At 60.2% G+C, this 17,122-nt stretch carries 14 protein-coding genes and 1 pseudogene; 7 read left to right on the top strand and 8 right to left on the bottom strand.

Features of this window, described 5'->3' with window-relative positions:
* The first annotated feature begins 661 nt into the window (after positions 1 to 661).
* Genes CXY78_RS06260 through CXY78_RS06250 form a run of 3 tightly spaced genes read left to right on the top strand, consistent with a single transcriptional unit; the run spans position 662 to position 2,995 of the window.
* Positions 662 to 1,399 (top strand): hypothetical protein, encoded by a 738-nt coding sequence (locus CXY78_RS06260; protein WP_104088615.1) that lies wholly within the window; start codon positions 662 to 664, stop codon positions 1,397 to 1,399.
* A complete protein-coding gene (locus tag CXY78_RS06255; RefSeq protein ID WP_140425670.1) occupies positions 1,392 to 2,132 on the top strand; it encodes a hypothetical protein in 741 nt (246 codons plus the stop codon). Before CXY78_RS06260 ends, CXY78_RS06255 begins: the two co-directional genes overlap by 8 nt.
* A gap of 38 nt (positions 2,133 to 2,170) precedes the next feature.
* A complete protein-coding gene (locus tag CXY78_RS06250; RefSeq protein ID WP_140425669.1) occupies positions 2,171 to 2,995 on the top strand; it encodes a hypothetical protein in 825 nt (274 codons plus the stop codon).
* Between the two features lie 473 nt (positions 2,996 to 3,468).
* On the opposite strand, the gene CXY78_RS06245 is transcribed toward CXY78_RS06250, so the two are convergent.
* Together CXY78_RS06245 and CXY78_RS06240 are read right to left on the bottom strand one after the other, a co-directional pair.
* Positions 3,469 to 4,989 carry a SulP family inorganic anion transporter gene (locus CXY78_RS06245; protein ID WP_104088610.1) on the bottom strand — a complete coding sequence of 507 codons (1,521 nt, stop codon included), beginning with the start codon at positions 4,987 to 4,989 and terminating at the stop codon, positions 3,469 to 3,471.
* A 183-nt stretch (positions 4,990 to 5,172) separates the two neighbouring features.
* A complete protein-coding gene (locus CXY78_RS06240) occupies positions 5,173 to 6,693 on the bottom strand; it encodes a SulP family inorganic anion transporter (protein ID WP_104088609.1) in 1,521 nt (506 codons plus the stop codon).
* A 198-nt stretch (positions 6,694 to 6,891) separates the two neighbouring features.
* Between CXY78_RS06240 and CXY78_RS06235 the strand changes: the two genes are divergently transcribed.
* Positions 6,892 to 7,290: a MerR family DNA-binding transcriptional regulator gene (locus CXY78_RS06235; RefSeq protein ID WP_104088607.1), complete on the top strand. Its 399-nt coding sequence runs from the start codon at positions 6,892 to 6,894 to the stop codon at positions 7,288 to 7,290.
* Between the two features lie 15 nt (positions 7,291 to 7,305).
* Here CXY78_RS06235 and CXY78_RS06230 read toward each other — a convergent pair whose 3' ends face one another.
* The gene (locus CXY78_RS06230) at positions 7,306 to 8,577 is read right to left on the bottom strand and encodes an MFS transporter (protein ID WP_233206107.1); all 1,272 of its coding nucleotides are present in this window, start codon (positions 8,575 to 8,577) and stop codon (positions 7,306 to 7,308) included.
* 366 nt (positions 8,578 to 8,943) lie between these two features.
* Here CXY78_RS06230 and CXY78_RS06225 point away from each other — a divergent pair, with 366 nt between their 5' ends.
* Entirely contained in the window at positions 8,944 to 9,387 is a 444-nt protein-coding gene (locus CXY78_RS06225; protein ID WP_134505321.1) for a hypothetical protein, read from the top strand.
* A 26-nt stretch (positions 9,388 to 9,413) separates the two neighbouring features.
* Positions 9,414 to 11,099 (top strand): ribonuclease J, encoded by a 1,686-nt coding sequence (locus CXY78_RS06220; protein WP_104088603.1) that lies wholly within the window; start codon positions 9,414 to 9,416, stop codon positions 11,097 to 11,099.
* Between the two features lie 90 nt (positions 11,100 to 11,189).
* On the opposite strand, the gene CXY78_RS06215 is transcribed toward CXY78_RS06220, so the two are convergent.
* The 3 genes and pseudogenes from CXY78_RS06215 to gnd form a co-directional block, all read right to left on the bottom strand.
* Positions 11,190 to 12,827 (bottom strand): peptide chain release factor 3, encoded by a 1,638-nt coding sequence (locus CXY78_RS06215; RefSeq protein WP_104088601.1) that lies wholly within the window; start codon positions 12,825 to 12,827, stop codon positions 11,190 to 11,192.
* Positions 12,828 to 12,870: 43 nt separating this feature from the next.
* Positions 12,871 to 13,230 carry a MerR family transcriptional regulator gene (locus tag CXY78_RS06210; RefSeq protein ID WP_092341559.1) on the bottom strand — a complete coding sequence of 120 codons (360 nt, stop codon included), beginning with the start codon at positions 13,228 to 13,230 and terminating at the stop codon, positions 12,871 to 12,873.
* A 418-nt stretch (positions 13,231 to 13,648) separates the two neighbouring features.
* Positions 13,649 to 14,535: pseudogene (gene gnd, locus CXY78_RS06205) on the bottom strand (phosphogluconate dehydrogenase (NAD(+)-dependent, decarboxylating)).
* Positions 14,536 to 16,037: 1,502 nt separating this feature from the next.
* Between gnd and CXY78_RS06200 the strand changes: the two are divergent.
* Entirely contained in the window at positions 16,038 to 16,442 is a 405-nt protein-coding gene (locus CXY78_RS06200) for a VOC family protein (protein WP_092341560.1), read from the top strand.
* 122 nt (positions 16,443 to 16,564) lie between these two features.
* On the opposite strand, the gene CXY78_RS20975 is transcribed toward CXY78_RS06200, so the two are convergent.
* The gene (locus tag CXY78_RS20975; RefSeq protein WP_158252850.1) at positions 16,565 to 16,720 is read right to left on the bottom strand and encodes a hypothetical protein; all 156 of its coding nucleotides are present in this window, start codon (positions 16,718 to 16,720) and stop codon (positions 16,565 to 16,567) included.
* Between the two features lie 83 nt (positions 16,721 to 16,803).
* On the bottom strand, positions 16,804 to 17,118 hold the full coding sequence (locus tag CXY78_RS06195; RefSeq protein ID WP_104088598.1) for a hypothetical protein: 315 nt from the start codon (positions 17,116 to 17,118) through the stop codon (positions 16,804 to 16,806).
* Positions 17,119 to 17,122 lie beyond the last annotated feature (4 nt).

The raw sequence follows: 17,122 nt of genomic DNA, 5'->3' as shown, positions 1-17,122 counted from the left end.
CCTGAGTGGGGTCCGTCGCCACGGTGACGTGGAGCTCACCTAGCTCATCCGGGGTGAGGCTGAACGGGCGCGGCACGAACTGGTTCCGGTAGTCCGGTTCAATCTGGACTAGCTGCTCTGTCGCCATCGCGCCTACTTACTGACTAGCTGGATAGGAGGCGACGTTGATTCAGGCGCGTCACCTGTGCGGAGTGCGAGGTCTGAGAGCATGGACCAATTATCTGCCATCGAAGTGCTGTCAGGATGGGGGAAGCTCTGACGAAGAATTGCCTGAGCAAGGCAGATGTTGCAGAATCACGAAGCTCTTCGGGTGTCACGTTCAACCTCATCAAGACCCCGGTGGTCGGAAACCTTTATGGTCCAGAACGGCGACGGTGTCGCCGCACAGCCAATCAACTTCTCCACTGTTATGCAGGTGTCCCACAACCGTCGATTGGTTCCAAAAACATAGCCCTTGGTTTCGATACATAGTTGCGAGACTCCCCAACCCTATGAAGCCATCCATCTCCGTCAATCTCGGGGATCGCTGGCGAGACGCCTCATAACCATAGAGTTTCGAGACGTGGCGCGGTCGTCCAGCGGCGCTCAGGGCGACCGAAGAGCGGACCGGCCTTGCTAATCTTTGAACGGTCGCAAACAACGCATCCTTAGGGGGATTTCAATGAAAGAGGCCCTGGACTCGCCTGTGCCAGTTGACATGCGTCAGTATCTTCAAGACTTACAGACGGCAGCGTCTCAGTGCTCGGAATTGGCGGTCATTGATCATCGGGGAGCATTGGGCAAAGTGCATCAAGTCGATGATGACCTGAAGCAGTGGGTGGCTCGGATTAGTGGGCCTGAAGTCGACCAGCTGCGTGCCGCGCGGCGCGAGCTGGCTCTCGCTGAATTTTGCGCAGCATCGGGGCTATACCGGCAAGCCTTTGCCAGCCTTCGACTTTTCCTCGAACTGAGCTTCGCCGCGGTTCATTTCTCCGTGCACGAATTTGAGCGGCGACGATGGAAATCTGACAAGAGTGACTTCTCTTGGTCTAGGGCGTTAGACGAAGTTACGGGTCTGCTGTCGAAGCAGTTTGTTGACGAATTCGCCCCACAGTGCCAAGGTGACGCATCCAAATATGCAGCAGATGCTGCACGCACTTACAGATACTGCTCCCAATTCATCCACGGCAAAGCAAGAGTGTCAGACTCGCTGCCCGGGGCACTGGGATACAGCAGCGAGGCAGTCGGTGACTGGTGCGTGCACGCGGAACGATGTGGAACGGCCGTTCTGTTCCTTCTCTATGTCCGCTACGGTGCGGACCTGGGCGCCCCCACTGATCCCGCTCTCAGTGAAGTGCTCATCAGTCGTTTCGGACATCTCAGCTCCATCCGCGTATCTCTAGGACTAGCTAATGACTAATAGCAGTGTGGACCTCTTCTATCGGACCGAGGACCTCCAACTCGACGAAGTACTCGAATATTTTGTAGAAACGTCTAGTGATCGAGCCATCGTCGATCGCCTGAAGTCAAGATCACCTGTACTACTGCGAGGCAGTCGTGGAGTTGGAAAATCCTTCCTTTTGCGAGTGGCTGAGGCAGAGCTCAAGAGGGATTTTGACGCGGACAAAATACTTCCTGTGTACGTTACCTTTGCTCGTGCAGGGCTGATTCGGCAGACAGACGACGGCTTCATCCCTTGGATGATCTCCAAAATCTCGACAGGCGTTAAGCGGGCGCTGGTCACGTACGGTTTATCGCTACCTGGCGACAGCGCGCTTGCAGCTCTGATGACCCCGGCCTCAATCTCCCCGGTCGGCAGGACCGTTGACGAGGTCGTCCAGACGGAATATGAAGAGTTCTGGAAGAACGGAGAGCCAGTTCCGTCCGGACGCCTAATCCCCGACCCTGACGTGCTGAGGGACGCTATCGACGACCTATGCCAGGAATTAGGGCTAAAGCGCATTGCGCTCTTGGTGGACGAAGCTGCGCACGTGTTCATCCCTGAACAACAACGACAGTTTTTCACGCTGATGCGTGACCTTCGAAGTCCCAGATTGGCTGTAAAGGCGGCGGTATACCCCGGAGCTACTTCCTTGGTGCGTCGTTTCAACCCACTCACGACGCGACAGTTTTGGAGGTCGAACGCTCTCTGACCGACTCGTCTTATGCCGCATCCATGCGGGAGATAGTCATGAAACAGGACCCGACTCTCGTTCGCTCAATCGAGCAATATGGGGAGGCCTTCGACGTTCTTTCGTTCGCGGCTACTGGCAACCCGCGAATCCTTCTCAAGACTTTTGCGGCCAGCACACCGATCAATCGAGCCCGCGTGCAGGAATCTATTAGGACCTACTATCGCGAGGAGATCTGGACCGAACACTCCAATCTGGCCGAGCGGTATCCAGGGCATAGAGACCTCATCGATTGGGGCCGGAATTTCATCGAACGCGAAGTCCTGCCCGTCCTTTACGCACGAAATCAGGGATCATCCGAGACTTCATCGGCTATCTGGATTCACCGAGATGCTCCGCAGACCGTGCGGGAGGCTCTTCGTCTCCTTTGTTACAGCGGAATCCTCCTTGAGGGCGTCTCGGGAATCCGTGCGACTCGTAGCGAAGTCGGCACGAGGTACATCGTCAATATTGGCTGCAACTTGGCTCAGGACGCGGAGCCAATTCAGTATGGTTCTGCCGTCAGATCGACACTTAGCATCAAGCGCATGCAGGAGTTCGGCGCGAATCATCCGTCCTACAAGGCAATAGAACAGCTGGGGATGGAGTACCTGCAATCGGATAGCAACGTGGCGCTTGACGCCCGGCTTGCTGCTGGCGTAGATGACCTGGACCTCACTGATTTCCAGAAGTCAAAGCTGCATGAGCTGAACTTGTCCACTATTGGTGAGGTTCTTGCCGCCTCTGAGAGCGACTTCCAAGTTCTATTTTACGTCGGTAGGGTGCGGTCTCGGCAAATGAGAAACGCCGCAATCATGGCCGTGATCGAGTATCTTTCCGGCTAGCAGAGTGATCTGAGGTCCGAAACGGAGATGTCTCGTAACCGGTGTGCCTCATATCCCATGGCATATGCATCAGTCATCACTGTGTCGTAAATGAGGCGTGACTCGTGCAGACCTATTCGCCGGGCGGGACATCTGGACAGCATCGTTGACGATTGCGCAACGTCCCAGCGGCGAAGGGTCGAGGGGGCGTTTGTTGGCTGACGGGGTTCGGGCGCGACGGTATGCGACCGGGCGCCGACGGACGTCAGCCTCAATTTCAGAAATACCCGAGAAACCTCCCAGACACTCGCCCGCATGCGAGGTTCAGCTCTACCGCCCCGCGAGGATATTGCTTCGGGGCCTTCTCGTTCAGTTTTCATTCGTCACTTTTTGTGGCCGCTCGTGGAATGTCGCACGGTGAGATGGACGAGACGAAACGCCGAGTGGGACGATTTTCTGACGTCTTGGTGCTGCACTGCATAACGGCGAACTCGTCAGTGGCCGGCGCCGAGGTTTCCGGCTAGGCGGCTGTGCAGCTCATGGCTGGCCTCGTTGAGTCCCTCGATGACGACGTACTTGTCGTGCCGCTCATATTTGTAGGTGATCGCGTCGAGAGTGGCAACGGTGGAGGCGTCCCAGATGTGGGATGCGGACAGGTCGATGACGATGCGGTCGGGATCGTCCGCGTACTCGAACTGGGTCAGCAGGTCATTGCTCGAGGCAAAGAACAGCGCCCCGGTCACGGTGTAATAGGCGGTCGGAACGGGCTGGTTGAGCTCGACGGTGCGTTCCACCCGGGCGAGGTGGGCGACGCGGCGCGCAAACGCGACCATCGCGACGATCACGCCGACGACGACGCCGATGGCGAGGTTGTGGGTGAGAACGATGACGACGACCGTGGCGACCATGACGGTCGTCTCGCTCTTGGGCATCCGTTTGAGCGTTGACAGACGGATGCTGTGCCAGTCGAACGTGAGGTACGACACGATGATCATCACGGCGACCAGGGCGGCCATGGGTACAACGGCGAGCACGTCGCCGAGGCCGAGCACGAGCACGAGTAGAAAGACTCCGGCAAGGAACGTGGAGATGCGGGTGCGAGCGCCGGAGGCCTTCACGTTGATCATGGTCTGGCCGATCATGGCGCAGCCGCCCATGCCGCCGAAGATGCCGCTCATGACGTTGGCGACGCCCTGGCCCCAGGTTTCCCGGGTCTTGTTGGAGTGGGTGTCGGTGATCTCGTCGACGAACTTCGCGGTCATCAGAGACTCGAGAATTCCGACCAGGGCCATGCCGAGTGCGTAGGGCGCGATGATCGTGAAGGTGTCCCAGGTGAGGGGAATGTTAGGAATGAACAGCTCGGGCAGGCTCTGGGGCAGTTCGCCCTGGTCGCCGATGGTGGGCACGTTGATGGCGGTCACGACGGTCGCGACGGTGAGCACAACGATGGTCACGAGCGGGGCCGGGATCACCTTGGTGATGCGTGGCATGACGATCATGATGATGAGGCCTGCGGCGACGAGCGGGTAGACCATGAACGGCACGCCGAGCAGCTGGGGGAGTTGGGCGCCGAAGATGAGGATGGCGAGGGCGTTGACGAAGCCGACCATGACGCTGCGCGGAATGAACCGCATGAGTTTGGCCACCCCCACCAGACTCAGCACGATTTGGAGCACCCCGGCGAGGATGACCGTGGCGATGAAATACTCCATGCCATATTCCCGCGCGACCGGGGCGATGACAAGCGCGATCGCGCCGGTGGCGGCGGTGATCATGGCCGGGCGGCCACCGACGAAGGCGATCGTGACGGCCATGACAAAGGATGAGAACAGGCCCACGCGCGGGTCGACACCGGCGATGATCGAGAACGCGATCGCCTCGGGAATGAGCGCCATGGCCACGACAAGACCGGCGAGCACCTCACGGGTGAGCAGTCGAGGCGTGCGCAGCGCGGTCAGAACCGACGGCTCCGCACGGTAGCGGTTCGCGGTGATGGGCTTGGAAACGATGGCCATGAGGCCTCCAGACAGGGGAAGGGACCTCACGGAGAAGCCGAATGAATGGGAGTCGGCGACAGTGCCACGTTGACCTTGGCAAGGTTACCTTAACGTAAGGGTTTATCGATCCGGGCAGCACAAATCGGCCGAGCCCCCGTCATGCGACGGGGGCTCGACCTGATGAGGCAGTGATGTGCCGGGTCAGTGGCCCGAGCCCATGTTGCCGGCGAGGCGGGCGTGTAGCAGGCTGCTCGCTTCGTTGAGTCCCTCAATCGTCACGGTCTTCTCGTGGCGTTCGTATTTGTATTTGATGTCGTCGAGGGTGGCGACGGTGGAGGCATCCCAGATGTGCGAGTTCGTCATGTCGATGATGATGCGGTCGGGGTCGTCGAGGTAGCTGAACTGTGTCTTGAGGTCGTTGCTCGAGGCGAAGAATAGTGCGCCGGTGACGGTGTAGTAGGCGACCGGGCCCTGGTCATCCACGGTCAGGCTGCGTTCGACCTGTGCGAGGTGGGCGACGCGGCGGGCGAAGGCGACCATGGCGATGACGACACCGATCACGACGCCGACGGCGAGGTTGTGGGTGGCGACGACGGCGATGACCGTGGCGACCATGACCGTGGTCTCGCTCTTGGGCATTCGTTTCAGGGTGCTCAGGCGGATGCTGTGCCAGTCGAAGGTCAGCACGGACACGATGATCATCACCGCGACCAGAGCAGCCATGGGCACGACGGACAGTACATCGCCGAGGCCGAGCACGAGCACGAGCAAAAAGAGGCCGGCGAGGAAGGTGGAGATGCGGGTGCGGGCCCCGGAGGCCTTGACGTTGATCATGGTCTGGCCGACCATTGCGCAGCCGCCCATGCCGCCGAAGAAGCCGGAAAGCATGTTGGAAACGCCCTGAGCCCAGGACTCGCGGGTCTTATTAGAGTGGGTATCCGTGCTCTCGTCGACGATCTTGGCCGCCATCAGGGATTCGAGGATTCCGACCATCGCCATGCCGAAGGCGTAAGGAGCGATGATCGTCAACGTTTCCATGTTGAGCGGCACGTTGGGAAAGAACAGCTGCGGCAGCGTGGTGGGCAATTTGCCCTGATCGCCGATGGTGGGGACGTTGATCGACACCACGACGGTGAGGATCGTGAGAACGACGATCGCGACGAGCGGTGCGGGGACCACCTTGGTGAAGCGGGGCATGACGACCATGATGATGATGCCGACCGCGACGAGCGGGTAGACCATGAACGGGACGCCCAGCAGCTGCGGTAGCTGTGAGGTGAAGATCAGGATGCCGAGGGCGTTGACGAAGCCGACCATGACACTGCGGGGGATGAACCGCATGATTTTGGCGACGCCGATGAAGGCGAAGACAATCTGGAAAATACCCGCCAGGATCACGGTAGCGATGAAGTAGTCGATGCCGTAATCCCGCGCGACCGGGGCGATTACGAGCGCAATGGCTGCGGTCGCACCGGTGATCATGGCGGGGCGGCCACCGAGAAATGCGATCGACACGGCCATGATGAAGGTCGAGAACAGTCCGACGCGGGGGTCCACACCGGCGATGATGGAGAAGGCAATTGCTTCGGGGATGAGGGCCATGGCCACGACGAGGCCGGCGAGCACCTCCCGGGTGAGGATGCGCGGTGTGCGCAGAGCTTTCATCACGGTGGGATCGGCTTTGTACCGATTCTTTTCCGTGGTTTTTTCAATGATGGCCATGGGGCCTTCCTGGAGCGGGACACACGAGTGGTGTCGGATGAGTAGAAGAAGTGAGTGTGGGCGCCCCGTCGCGCACCTCCACCAGTCATCAGGGACAATGGTGGGAGAGTGGGCTCACATGACAATGTCAGCCAACTTCTGCAACACTACTCTAACGTTAGGGTTGATTGCTAATCCGTTCGAGAAAAGGTATCAACTATGACTTCCCAAGCCGCCACGGCCACCACGGGCACCATGCACATTGGAGAGCTCGCCGAGAAGACCGGTCTCTCCTTGCGCACCATTCGTCACTATGACGAAATCGGGCTACTTAAGGCCTCTGGTCGTACCGAGGGCGGTTTTCGCCTCTATACGCAGGAAGATCATTCTCGGCTGATCTTGATTCGCCGCATGAAGCCGCTGGGGTTCTCTCTCGAAGAGATGATGGCGCTGTTGAAGATCATCGACACGCTGCAGGGCGGCGTGGCTGGTTCGGACAATCCGGGTGTCCGCGCGGAGCTCGACACCTTCATTGCACAAGCGGTTGAGCGTCGGCAAAAACTCCAAGACCAGCTGGGAATGGCCGACGAGTTTCTTGAGGTTCTGCGCACTCAGTAGGGCCGAGCGAGCGACCTAGGCACGCTGCGGTGGTCGCACGAAGAGAGTGATACCGACGACGATGACGGGAATAAGCGCCAGTGCCAGTGCCGGTGTGGTGAAGCTGCCGGTCAGGTCGAACCCGAGCGAGAGCGCGACCGGACCGAAAGCCGTCGACGCGAGGCCGATTGCCGTAGCTACTCCTCGGATATTGCCAATGTGTGCCAAGCCGTAATAGCGCACGTATGAGGCGGCTTCCATACCGCGCAGGCTCCCTCCGGCCGCACCCAGAACGAGGCCATAGACGATGGCCGCCACTCCGCTGCTCACCCACGGCAGCAGAACGAGAGACGCGGCCAGCGTCACCATGGAAAAAACGATGAAAACCTTGGGACTAACCCGGTCGACGAGGCTTCCCGTGAGCAGGGTGGCCAGGATCCCGGTCACGGTCTGCGGCAGGAAGTTCGCCGCCGCTTCTAACGGAGTCAGGCCTTGGGCGCCTAAAATGGCAATTTGGTGAAACGCCAGCGCCGTTGTCAGCATGCCCGAGGTTGCCAGGCTCGCGGCGATGACCCAGAACATGCCCGATCGGATGGCCTCCGGCAGTGTCCACGATTCTTTCTGAATGGTGAGTTGAGCCGTGGAGGGGGTCGATTCCGGATCGACGGCGGGGGCGCGCTTGGGAAAGATCAACGCCAGCGGAATGACCACCACGGCCACAAGCACCGCTTCCCACCGCCACGCATCATAAATACCCACGGATGCGATCAGCCGCTCCACAAAGATCGGTGCGAGTGAGATGCCGGCCGAGCCGATGGCACTCGCAATGCCGAGGGCCAGCCCGCGCCGATGGTGGATGGCCCGGGCAACCGCGGTGGTCGCGGCCAGGGTAAGCGCGCCCTGGCCGGCCATCCGAACACCGGTGAAGCCGGCGGTGAGTCCGATGATCTCGCCAACGAAGCTGAAGGCCAGAAGGATGACGGCGAAGCCCACGCCAATCACGACCGTGACGGACCGTGCTCCCCATCGATCCAACGCCCGCCCAATGAACGGCTGCACGGTCGCGCCAACGAGCGTGCCAATGAGATAACTGAGCGAGACATCCGTTCGCGACAGTCCCAGGTCGGCAATCAGGGGATCTGTGAAGACGGAGAGACCGGCAGTCTGGCCGGGGGCCGTCATGACCGAGATCAGCCCGGCGGCACCGATGAGGGACAGCCAAGACCACGAGATTCGTGGGCGTGGGCGTGGCGCTGCCTCGCGGTCGTACGGCGCGGGGGAGTGGGGGGAGTGCGGTGTAGAAGACACGGAAGCTTTCACAAGAATGGGGCAGACGGCGCGCCAGCAGTGCGTTAGCTGCGACGTGGGAAAAGAGCGCATCTGGAAGGTTCGAACAGCTTTCGAACAGCTTTCGAATGGTGAGCGACACGCAAGCCCACCTACACTCTACTCTCACGTGAGAGGAAGGTGATCGATGGTGGATAGGAGAGCGCCGTCAATTCCTACTCTTCCCTTACGTTACGGTAGAGTTGCTGTAAGTGGTTGACAGAAAACTGCTTAGCGGTCCGTCACCCGATCGCGGTCCCAACTTTCCCCGTTCTAGGTTCCCGAGAGGAGCACTCCATGTTCATTCATCCCCTCGCTCGTACCGACCAGCACCTAATTCAGGATTTCATGCTGACCAAGATCACCCTCCTGCTGGCCCGCCACGCGGAACATGAGGAGTGGGAATTTGAACTCACAGCAATGGACGACAAGTCCCGCGAAGGATCATCGCAGGGACACGCATTCCTCTTCATTTACACCGTCGCGCGGTACTACGTCGCGGTCACGCGCGCCCACGCGGAATTCAACACCTCCCAGACCGGTCCCGATCGCGACGAGTCAACATTCTTCGGCGACTTCATCGATGCTGTCGCCAGCAACGACCCCAAACGAGCGTTGACACGGTGGTTCTCCACCGACATCAGCGCCGAAACCGATATCGCCGCTCCGGCAATCCGACAACTCGCCTTTGAATTCCTCGACCGGCTCACCATGCCGGCCTCGGATTTCATTGCCAGTGACGTGGCCGATTTCCTGCCCGACCCGTACGAATCTGACCATTGCCTGGGCTGACGCCCGCGCCCCAAGAAAAGAGCTCCATGAGCACCCATCCACTGTCCCTTACCGCACCGCCCGCACTTCCTGCGCGCGGCCTGCGCATCATCCCGCTCGGCGGTCTCGGCGAAATCGGCCGTAATATGACCGTGTTTGAGCACAAAGGCAAACTGCTCGTCATCGACTGCGGGCTGCTGTTCCCGAAAGACATTCAGCCCGGCATCAACGTGATCCTGCCCGATTTCTCGATCTTGCGTGACCGGCTCGACGACATCGAAGCCATCGTCCTCACCCACGGCCACGAGGACCACATCGGCGCCGTGCCCTACCTGCTCAAGGAACGCGGCGATATTCCCGTCATCGCCTCCAAGCTGACCCTCGCCTTCGTCGGAGCAAAATTTCAGGAACACCGCCTGCATCCCCCGGTTGTTGAAGTCAAGGAAGGCGAACGTCGCTCTGTTGGTCCCTTCGACCTCGAATTCTTGGCCGTGAACCATTCCATCCCCGATGGCCTTGCCATCGGCATCCGCACAGAAGCCGGGCTGGTCGTGCACACCGGCGACTTCAAAATGGATCAGTTCCCCCTCGACAACCGGCTCACCGACCTGCCCGGTTTCGCCCGGCTTGGCGATGAAGGCATCGACCTGCTGCTGATCGACTCGACCAACGCCGTTGTGCCCGGATTCACCACACCCGAAGCCGGCATCGGCCCCGCCATCGACACCGTGTTTCGCACCGCGCCACGACGGATCATTGTCTCCAGCTTCGCCAGCCACGTCCATCGCATCCAACAGGTGATCGATGCGGCTGTGCGCCACAACCGCAAGGTGGCCTTCGTCGGCCGATCCATGTTGCGCAACATGGGTATGGCCGCTGAATTGGGGTATCTGCACGTCCCGAAGGGACTGCTCGTCGATGTCAAGGCCCTGGAGCGGATGAAAGACGACAAGGTCGTTCTTATCTGCACCGGTTCACAGGGAGAGCCGATGGCGGCACTTGCCCGTATGGCGAACCGTGAACACACCATCCGCATCGGAAAGGGCGACACCGTTCTCTTGGCCAGTTCGGTCATTCCCGGAAATGAAAACTCCATCTACCGGGTCATCAACCGACTGACCCGCTGGGGCGCCAACGTCGTGCACAAAGCCAACGCCAAAGTACACGTGTCCGGGCACGCCAGCGCGGGCGAACTCGTCTACTGCTACAACGTGATGCGCCCCACCAACGTGATGCCCGTGCACGGTGAATGGCGCCACCTCACCGCCAATGCGGACCTGGCCGTGCGCACCGGAATCAGTAAAGACCGCGTTCTCGTCGTCGAAGATGGCATCGTGGTCGACCTGGTCGATGGACGCGCCACCGTCGTGGGCCGAGTGCCAGCCGACTACGTCCTGGTCGACGGGGTGACCGTCGGAGGAGACGCAGCAGAAGCGATGGAAGACCGTCGACTCCTCGCGGAAGACGGTGCCATTACCGTTCTGGGAATTCTCAACACCGAGACGGGACGCCTGGCCGAACCTGTGGAATTCATCTCCCGCGGCTTCAATCACGATGCCGACTGGGCAGCCAATGCCGCGCAGGTCATCGACGAGGCCATGGTCGCAGCAACCCGGAGCAACGCTCTCGACGGAGCAGCCCTCGAGCGCATCTTCTCCGAGAGCGTGACCCGATGGATGCAACGCAAGTATCGGCGCAACCCGGTGATCACGGCGGTCGTCGTTGACGCCTAGCGCTTAGCGGGAGCTACGAACGCGATCGGCCCGGCACATCACGTGTGCCGAGCCGCTGCTGTTCTCGCCGGTGACTCACCTTCAGCGGCGTTATCGTCGGGCCGCGCCCTCGCCAGACTCCATCTCGACGGACGGGCTGAGGTTCTCCAGCACGATATCCGGGAACTCCCGAGCGACAGCCTGAAACCGCCAGAGGGTGCTGAACAAGGCCAAGAGTGTGTTGTCGGATCGAGTGAGCACTTCCACCTGGCGCAGCGACCCCAGTCTGCCCGCGCTTGCTCGATCGGTGCGGCGCGCGACTTGGTAGGGCAACGCCTCCATGCGGATATCAGCACCAAAATCATGCGTCATGCGTTCCTCAACGACGTCGAACTGCATCGGACCCACCGCCCCGAGTACCGGTGCCTGGTCGCCCCGCAGGTCAGACCGCATGACTTGAATGACCCCCTCATGGTCGAGCTGATCGATTCCGCGACGGAATTGCTTGTGCTTGCTGGTGTCGGCGGGGCGTACGGCACGAAAATACTCGGGGGCGAACACCGGCAGCGGCGGGTATTCGACGGGTTCGGAATCATAAAGTGAATCGCCCACCCGAAGAGAGGCTGCGTTGATCAACCCGACGACGTCGCCGGGCCAGGCCTGCTCCGCCATGGTGCGTTCCCGTCCGAACATCTGTTGCGCATACTTCGTGGCAAACGGACGGCCGGTCGATGCCTGCGTCACAACCATCCCGCGGTGGAACATGCCCGAACACACCCGCACGAATGCGACGTGGTCACGGTGCGAGGCGTTCATGCCGGACTGAACCTTGAAGACAAAGCCGGAGAAGTCACCGTTGACGGGCCGTTGTCGACCGGTGATATCTGCCCGGGCCAGAGCGGGCGGAGCGAATTCCACGAGAGCGTCCAGCAGCTGGTGAACACCAAAATTGAGGACGGCAGCGCAAAAAAGCACCGGCGTGGTCGTCGCGCGAAGAAAAAGTGCCTCGTCGTGGTCGTGCCCTTCGGCATGGAGCAGTGCTGATTCTTCGGCAGCATTAGTCCAATCCTGGCCGAGTTCCGCGGCAGCGGCCGTCGCCGTGGTACGAGCTTCAATGGCAGCGGTCGCGCCTCCTGGAGTTCGGGTGAAACGCACAAATCCGGGGGATTGTCGATCCAGAACTCCATGAAACTCGCCGGCGAGCCCGACCGGCCAGGTGAGCGGTGTGGGCACAAGTCCGGTGCGATCCTGGATCTCGTCCATGAGATCCAACGCGGACTTTCCCGGGCGATCCCATTTATTGATGACCGTGATCACAGGCAGGCCGTGTTGTCGGCACACCTCAAACAACTTCATGGTTTGCGGTTCGAGGCCCTTGCTGGCATCGACGAGCATCACAGCGGCATCAACAGCGGAGAGGACCCGGAAGGTGTCTTCCGAGAAATCGGCGTGACCGGGGGTGTCAACGAGATTGATCACGGTGTCGCGATACTCAAACTGGATAGCGGCGGATGTCACGGAAATGCCACGGGCCTGCTCCATGGCCATCCAGTCAGATACGGTGCCTCGCCGGCCTGCTTTACCGTGTACCGCACCCGCCCGATCAATCGCGTGCGCGTGCATCAGGAGTGCTTCGGTCAGCGTGGACTTGCCGGCATCCGGGTGAGAAATAACGGCAAAGGTGCGCCGTTTGTGGGCTTGGGCGAGGATGTCGAGGTTAGAGACGGTGGGGGTGGTTTGATGCGTCACGGTGTTCCTGTCTGAGCGTGATCACGAAGTGGGCGTGGTTGAGTCACAGACTCCGCAGCAGGTCGACGAACCCGCTGGCTACGCGAACCTGTTCGCAAAGAGCACGTTCACGCGCTTCGATATCGCTGATCAGGATGGCGAGATCACGCCGGATTGTTGACACTCTCCCGTCTGGGTCGGAGTCGACCAGATCCAGTGTCGCCAGAGCATTCTTGATTTCCGGATGGGTGAGCGACAACGCTCGGAGGCTGCGGATGATGCGTGCCCGGTCGAGGTCGGCCGGGGCATAGAGCCTATAGCCGGAATCGCTGCGCCCTGACGCCTGCAAAATGTGGATCTCGTCGTAGTGCCGCACGGTGCGCTGGGAAAGTCCAGTCCGTTCGGCAAACTCACCAATAAGCATGAATGCCACCTCGTTTCGTACGGGAATAATCGTACATCTCTACTCTAACGTAAGAGTAGAGTTAGTGGTAATAGACATGAGACATATGACCAACGCAGGCCTGAACCACCCGTGGACGCGGGCATGTGGGCTCCGGATCGGCTGCACTTCAACCCATTGGGTCACCTCACGATTGCACGCAGCGTTCTGAGCACTCTCCGCGTCGAGAACTCATTGCAGCCATCCCAGATCGAACCGTTGCCAATACCGTCCTGGCGGAGCGCACGAACGAGCGATGTCGCGTGGGCCCGCACCTATCTGATGCCGTGGGTCCTGCGCCGCGCTCGGCACCACTCCTCGGACGATCACATTCTGCCCAAACGCCCCGAGGCCAGCCCCTTGGACCAGCCTCGGTTCTGCCGCTGCCTGTGTTCGGCGGCTACTCGGCGGACTTGACCGCGTGACCGCCGAACTGGTTGCGCAGTGCGGCGACGGCTTTCATCGCCGGGGAATCTTCCTGGCGAGATTCGAACCGGGCGAAGATTGACGCGCTGATGGCGGGAACGGGCACGGCATTCGCCAATGCTTCTTCAATGGTCCAGCGGCCCTCGCCGGAATCATCGACGTATCCTTCGATACTGGTCAGGGCCGGATCCTCCTCGAGCGCCTGAACGAGGAGCTCGAGCAGCCAGGACCGAACAACAGCGCCGCGCTGCCAGGCCTTGAACGTTCCGGGAACATTCTTGACGATGTCCTCGCGCTTGGCGAGTAGCTCGTATCCCTCGGCGTAGGCCTGCATGAGGGCGTATTCGATGCCTTATGCACCATTTTGGCGTAGTGACCGGCACCGACCTCGCCGGCGTGTACGAAGCTTTCCTCGCGCGGTCCGGCCGGACGCAGGGCGTCGAATACCGGCATGAGCCGGTCAACGGATGCCTGGCTACCACCGACCATAAGCGCAAAGCCGTTCTCCTGGCCTCAGACTCCGCCGGAGACACCGGCGTCGATGTAGTCGATTCCCTTTTCAGCGAGGAGGGCCGCGTGCACGAAGTCGTCGCTGAAACGGGAATTACCGCCGTCAATGACCAAATCACCGGTGCCCAAGAGCTCGCCGACCTCAGTAATGACGGCCTTCGTGATGGCGCCGGAAGGAACCATCACCCAGACGGCCTTGGGCGATGGGAGGGCATCGACGAGGTCTTGCAGGGTCGCGACGTCGGTGACGTCGGCGTTGCGGTCGTAACCGGTGACCTCCACGCCGTTTTCGCGGAGGCGGGTGCGCATGCTGGCGCCCATTTTTCCGAGGCCGATGAGGCCGATGTGCATGTTCATGGTGCTCATTTCAGCCGTGTCCTGTTGGGCCGAGATAGCTTGAGGTGTGCTCATCAAACGTATGCATAAAGATCGACGCCGTCGGGGATTCGGGTGTATTCGTTGTGCTCCAACACCACTGAGCCAGGCTACGCTTCCGTCCCCGGCTGTGGTGAGTGCAGTGAGAACGGTACGTTCGCCGGAATTGGACGCAAGCTCGTGGCGACCGCGCAGAAGAATCCTTTCGTTTAAGCCAAGGCACCGAACCGCAGGGTTACGAGATGCTGCGTTCAGCAAGTCCGCAACGCCAAAAGTTCCATCGAGTGTGAGCCCGAACATTTCAAGATCTTGGCCAAAATAGGCGCGGACCGTCGGCAACACCGTCTGCGGGAAGTCTTTGCGCAGCACTGCCCCGATAACGACAATTGGGCGGTGCATTTGCCGGCAACGGCATGCTGTCATGGGCGGGGGTATGTTGGGTGGTGATGCAAGCGGCATCCGAGCTGGTCGAGGTACCGCCGGTTTGGACCGCTCATCATGAGGAGATTCAATGTCGCATCAGGGTCATATACCGTGCGCAACGGGAGATCTCGAGATCCGCAGCCTATCCGATCATGAATGGCGTGTGGGTGATCGACGCTGCCACGAAAGGTCGCCCGAGAAGGTGCTGGGTTACATCGAGAAACGTGGTTCCGCTTATGAAGTCATGAACATAGAGACACCGCGACGACATGTCATGTTCGATCATTTCGAGTCAGCGGTCGCCTCATTTGCTTCAGTCTTCTCGACTTAGATTTTATTCATGGCCTCGATGCCAACTTGCCGATTCGCTCAGCTTCGGAGCGCGGTACCAACATGTCGACACTGCGACGCTCAGATGGAGCCGGAGCGCCTCAGCGCACCCTTCTTGACGCTAAGCAGCAGCCGTGTCAGAACACTTTCTTCGGCGAATTCTGCACCGAATACATTGCTTGTTGACATAACCATTAGTATCGACCGCAGCGCCCTGTGGGGACGCGTGAGGGTGATGAACTGAGGGGCTTTCTGATGGACCCAGCTTTGTTGTTGTGGATGACAACACACGTGTGGGGCTCGAACGGTTTAGAGCCGTCGACTGATCCCGCTGAACGTTTCCGTCGAGGGTACTTCGCTGGAGGATACACCGGTGCCGCGTAACGGCTGCGACGCTGGCAAGGTAACGCGTGACGCTTCGCAAGCGTGCCCACGATTTGCCCACACTTGAAAAAACTTTGAGTGAATCTGGATGCCTCATTGTGACTCAAAAACGTTGAATCCACGCGGCTCTTGACGCCATCGATGACACCGCGCGGACGGTTATTGGAGTTCGAATCCCTCCAGGGGCACCACGGGAACACTGCAAGAACCGCGTGATCACGGGACCCCCCCCCGTTAGGTGGTGCTTTGCCGTGATGCCCACATGAGCGCACACATGGTAAATATCGCTCCCGCTGTTGCTGCTGGGAGAGGTGCCCTGGCGTTCATGGAACGATGGTTGCATGGCAGCTGGCGTGCATCACATCGAGATTTGGGTCGTTGACTTGGACAGCGCCCGACATTCGTGGGGCTGGCTGCTGGTAGCTCTTGGTTGGTCCGTCGACCAGGAATGGAGCATGGGCATCTCCTGGCGATGCGGCGAGGTGTACATCGTGGTCACGCGACCGCCTGCCATCTCTGGCCGGGAGCATGACCGGCGACTTCCTGGACTGAATCACATTGCCCTTCATGGAGGGAGCACAGCTGATATTGACCGCATCGTTGGTCAGGCATCAGCCCACGGATGGAATGCGCTGTACGGCGATCGGTACCCCTACGCGGGAGGCCCCGACCACTACGCCGCGTATCTCGAAAATGAAGCCGGTTTCAAAGTTGAAGTCGTCGCGTCAACGCCGCGTAGCGGCTGAGACGTGCTGTACGGTTGGCCGTTTCTGCGGTGCGCTTGGGTCGGGCATCCGTTTGGAATATCGTGCCGAAATCGAGCAGGAGATCAAGGACCGCAGGGGCCGGCCGGGCACCGATCTCGGGGTCAGGAATCCACGGGGCGTTGCACCGTGATCGGTGAAGTCTCCGGATCGGCAACGGCAGCGCTGGCGTCCTGCGCAACGTGATGCAGCTCGTCGTAGAGATGAACGGCCGACTCTTCTTTCAGGCGCTCCCACGTGGAGTTCGATACATGCTTCATGGTTCAGCGCTCCGTTCGTCCCCCGACGGGATCAACGCTTATTATCCTCGCCCGCCAACGGGAATTGAGCCGGGAGAAGACACTCAATGCCCCGGGAAGACACCCCGAACGGCCGCGAACATGGGCGTACGCCGTCCGACAGACTGGGGAGTGCCAGATAATTCGGCTGCGATGGATGCGTGACCCCCGTGCGTATTCGTCATCACCGCCGACTTGGCCCGCAGGCTCGTGAGATAGGGCTCATTGGCGACCTGGCTGTACGAGTGGTTCTCGAGCACAACGATCACGACGTGAGCGGGTCGCGGCGGAGTCATGGCGAACGCCGCCTCCGGCTGGCCAGCCCAGAGTCCAACGCACAGCAATGCCAGCAGGGCAGCGGATGCGAAAACTCGTTTCATGAAA

Source organism: Cryobacterium sp. N19 (assembly GCF_002929595.1).
Classification (GTDB): Bacteria; Actinomycetota; Actinomycetes; order Actinomycetales; family Microbacteriaceae; genus Cryobacterium; species Cryobacterium flavum.
This window is presented reverse-complemented; position numbering and strand designations above follow the sequence as displayed.

What these genes read in the sequence shown, in the direction of transcription:
- CXY78_RS06255 (WP_140425670.1), top strand. Translation starts at nt 1,392, where the DNA reads ATGACTAATAGCAGTGTGGACCTCTTCTATCGGACCGAGGACCTCCAA.
- CXY78_RS06225 (WP_134505321.1), top strand. Translation starts at nt 8,944, where the DNA reads ATGCTGACCAAGATCACCCTCCTGCTGGCCCGCCACGCGGAACATGAG.
- CXY78_RS06210 (WP_092341559.1), bottom strand. Translation starts at nt 13,230, where the DNA reads ATGCTTATTGGTGAGTTTGCCGAACGGACTGGACTTTCCCAGCGCACC.
- CXY78_RS06220 (WP_104088603.1), top strand. Translation starts at nt 9,414, where the DNA reads ATGAGCACCCATCCACTGTCCCTTACCGCACCGCCCGCACTTCCTGCG.
- CXY78_RS06250 (WP_140425669.1), top strand. Translation starts at nt 2,171, where the DNA reads ATGAAACAGGACCCGACTCTCGTTCGCTCAATCGAGCAATATGGGGAG.
- CXY78_RS06245 (WP_104088610.1), bottom strand. Translation starts at nt 4,989, where the DNA reads ATGGCCATCGTTTCCAAGCCCATCACCGCGAACCGCTACCGTGCGGAG.
- CXY78_RS06195 (WP_104088598.1), bottom strand. Translation starts at nt 17,118, where the DNA reads ATGAAACGAGTTTTCGCATCCGCTGCCCTGCTGGCATTGCTGTGCGTT.
- CXY78_RS06240 (WP_104088609.1), bottom strand. Translation starts at nt 6,693, where the DNA reads ATGGCCATCATTGAAAAAACCACGGAAAAGAATCGGTACAAAGCCGAT.
- CXY78_RS20975 (WP_158252850.1), bottom strand. Translation starts at nt 16,720, where the DNA reads ATGAAGCATGTATCGAACTCCACGTGGGAGCGCCTGAAAGAAGAGTCG.
- CXY78_RS06200 (WP_092341560.1), top strand. Translation starts at nt 16,038, where the DNA reads ATGGCAGCTGGCGTGCATCACATCGAGATTTGGGTCGTTGACTTGGAC.
- CXY78_RS06235 (WP_104088607.1), top strand. Translation starts at nt 6,892, where the DNA reads ATGACTTCCCAAGCCGCCACGGCCACCACGGGCACCATGCACATTGGA.
- CXY78_RS06260 (WP_104088615.1), top strand. Translation starts at nt 662, where the DNA reads ATGAAAGAGGCCCTGGACTCGCCTGTGCCAGTTGACATGCGTCAGTAT.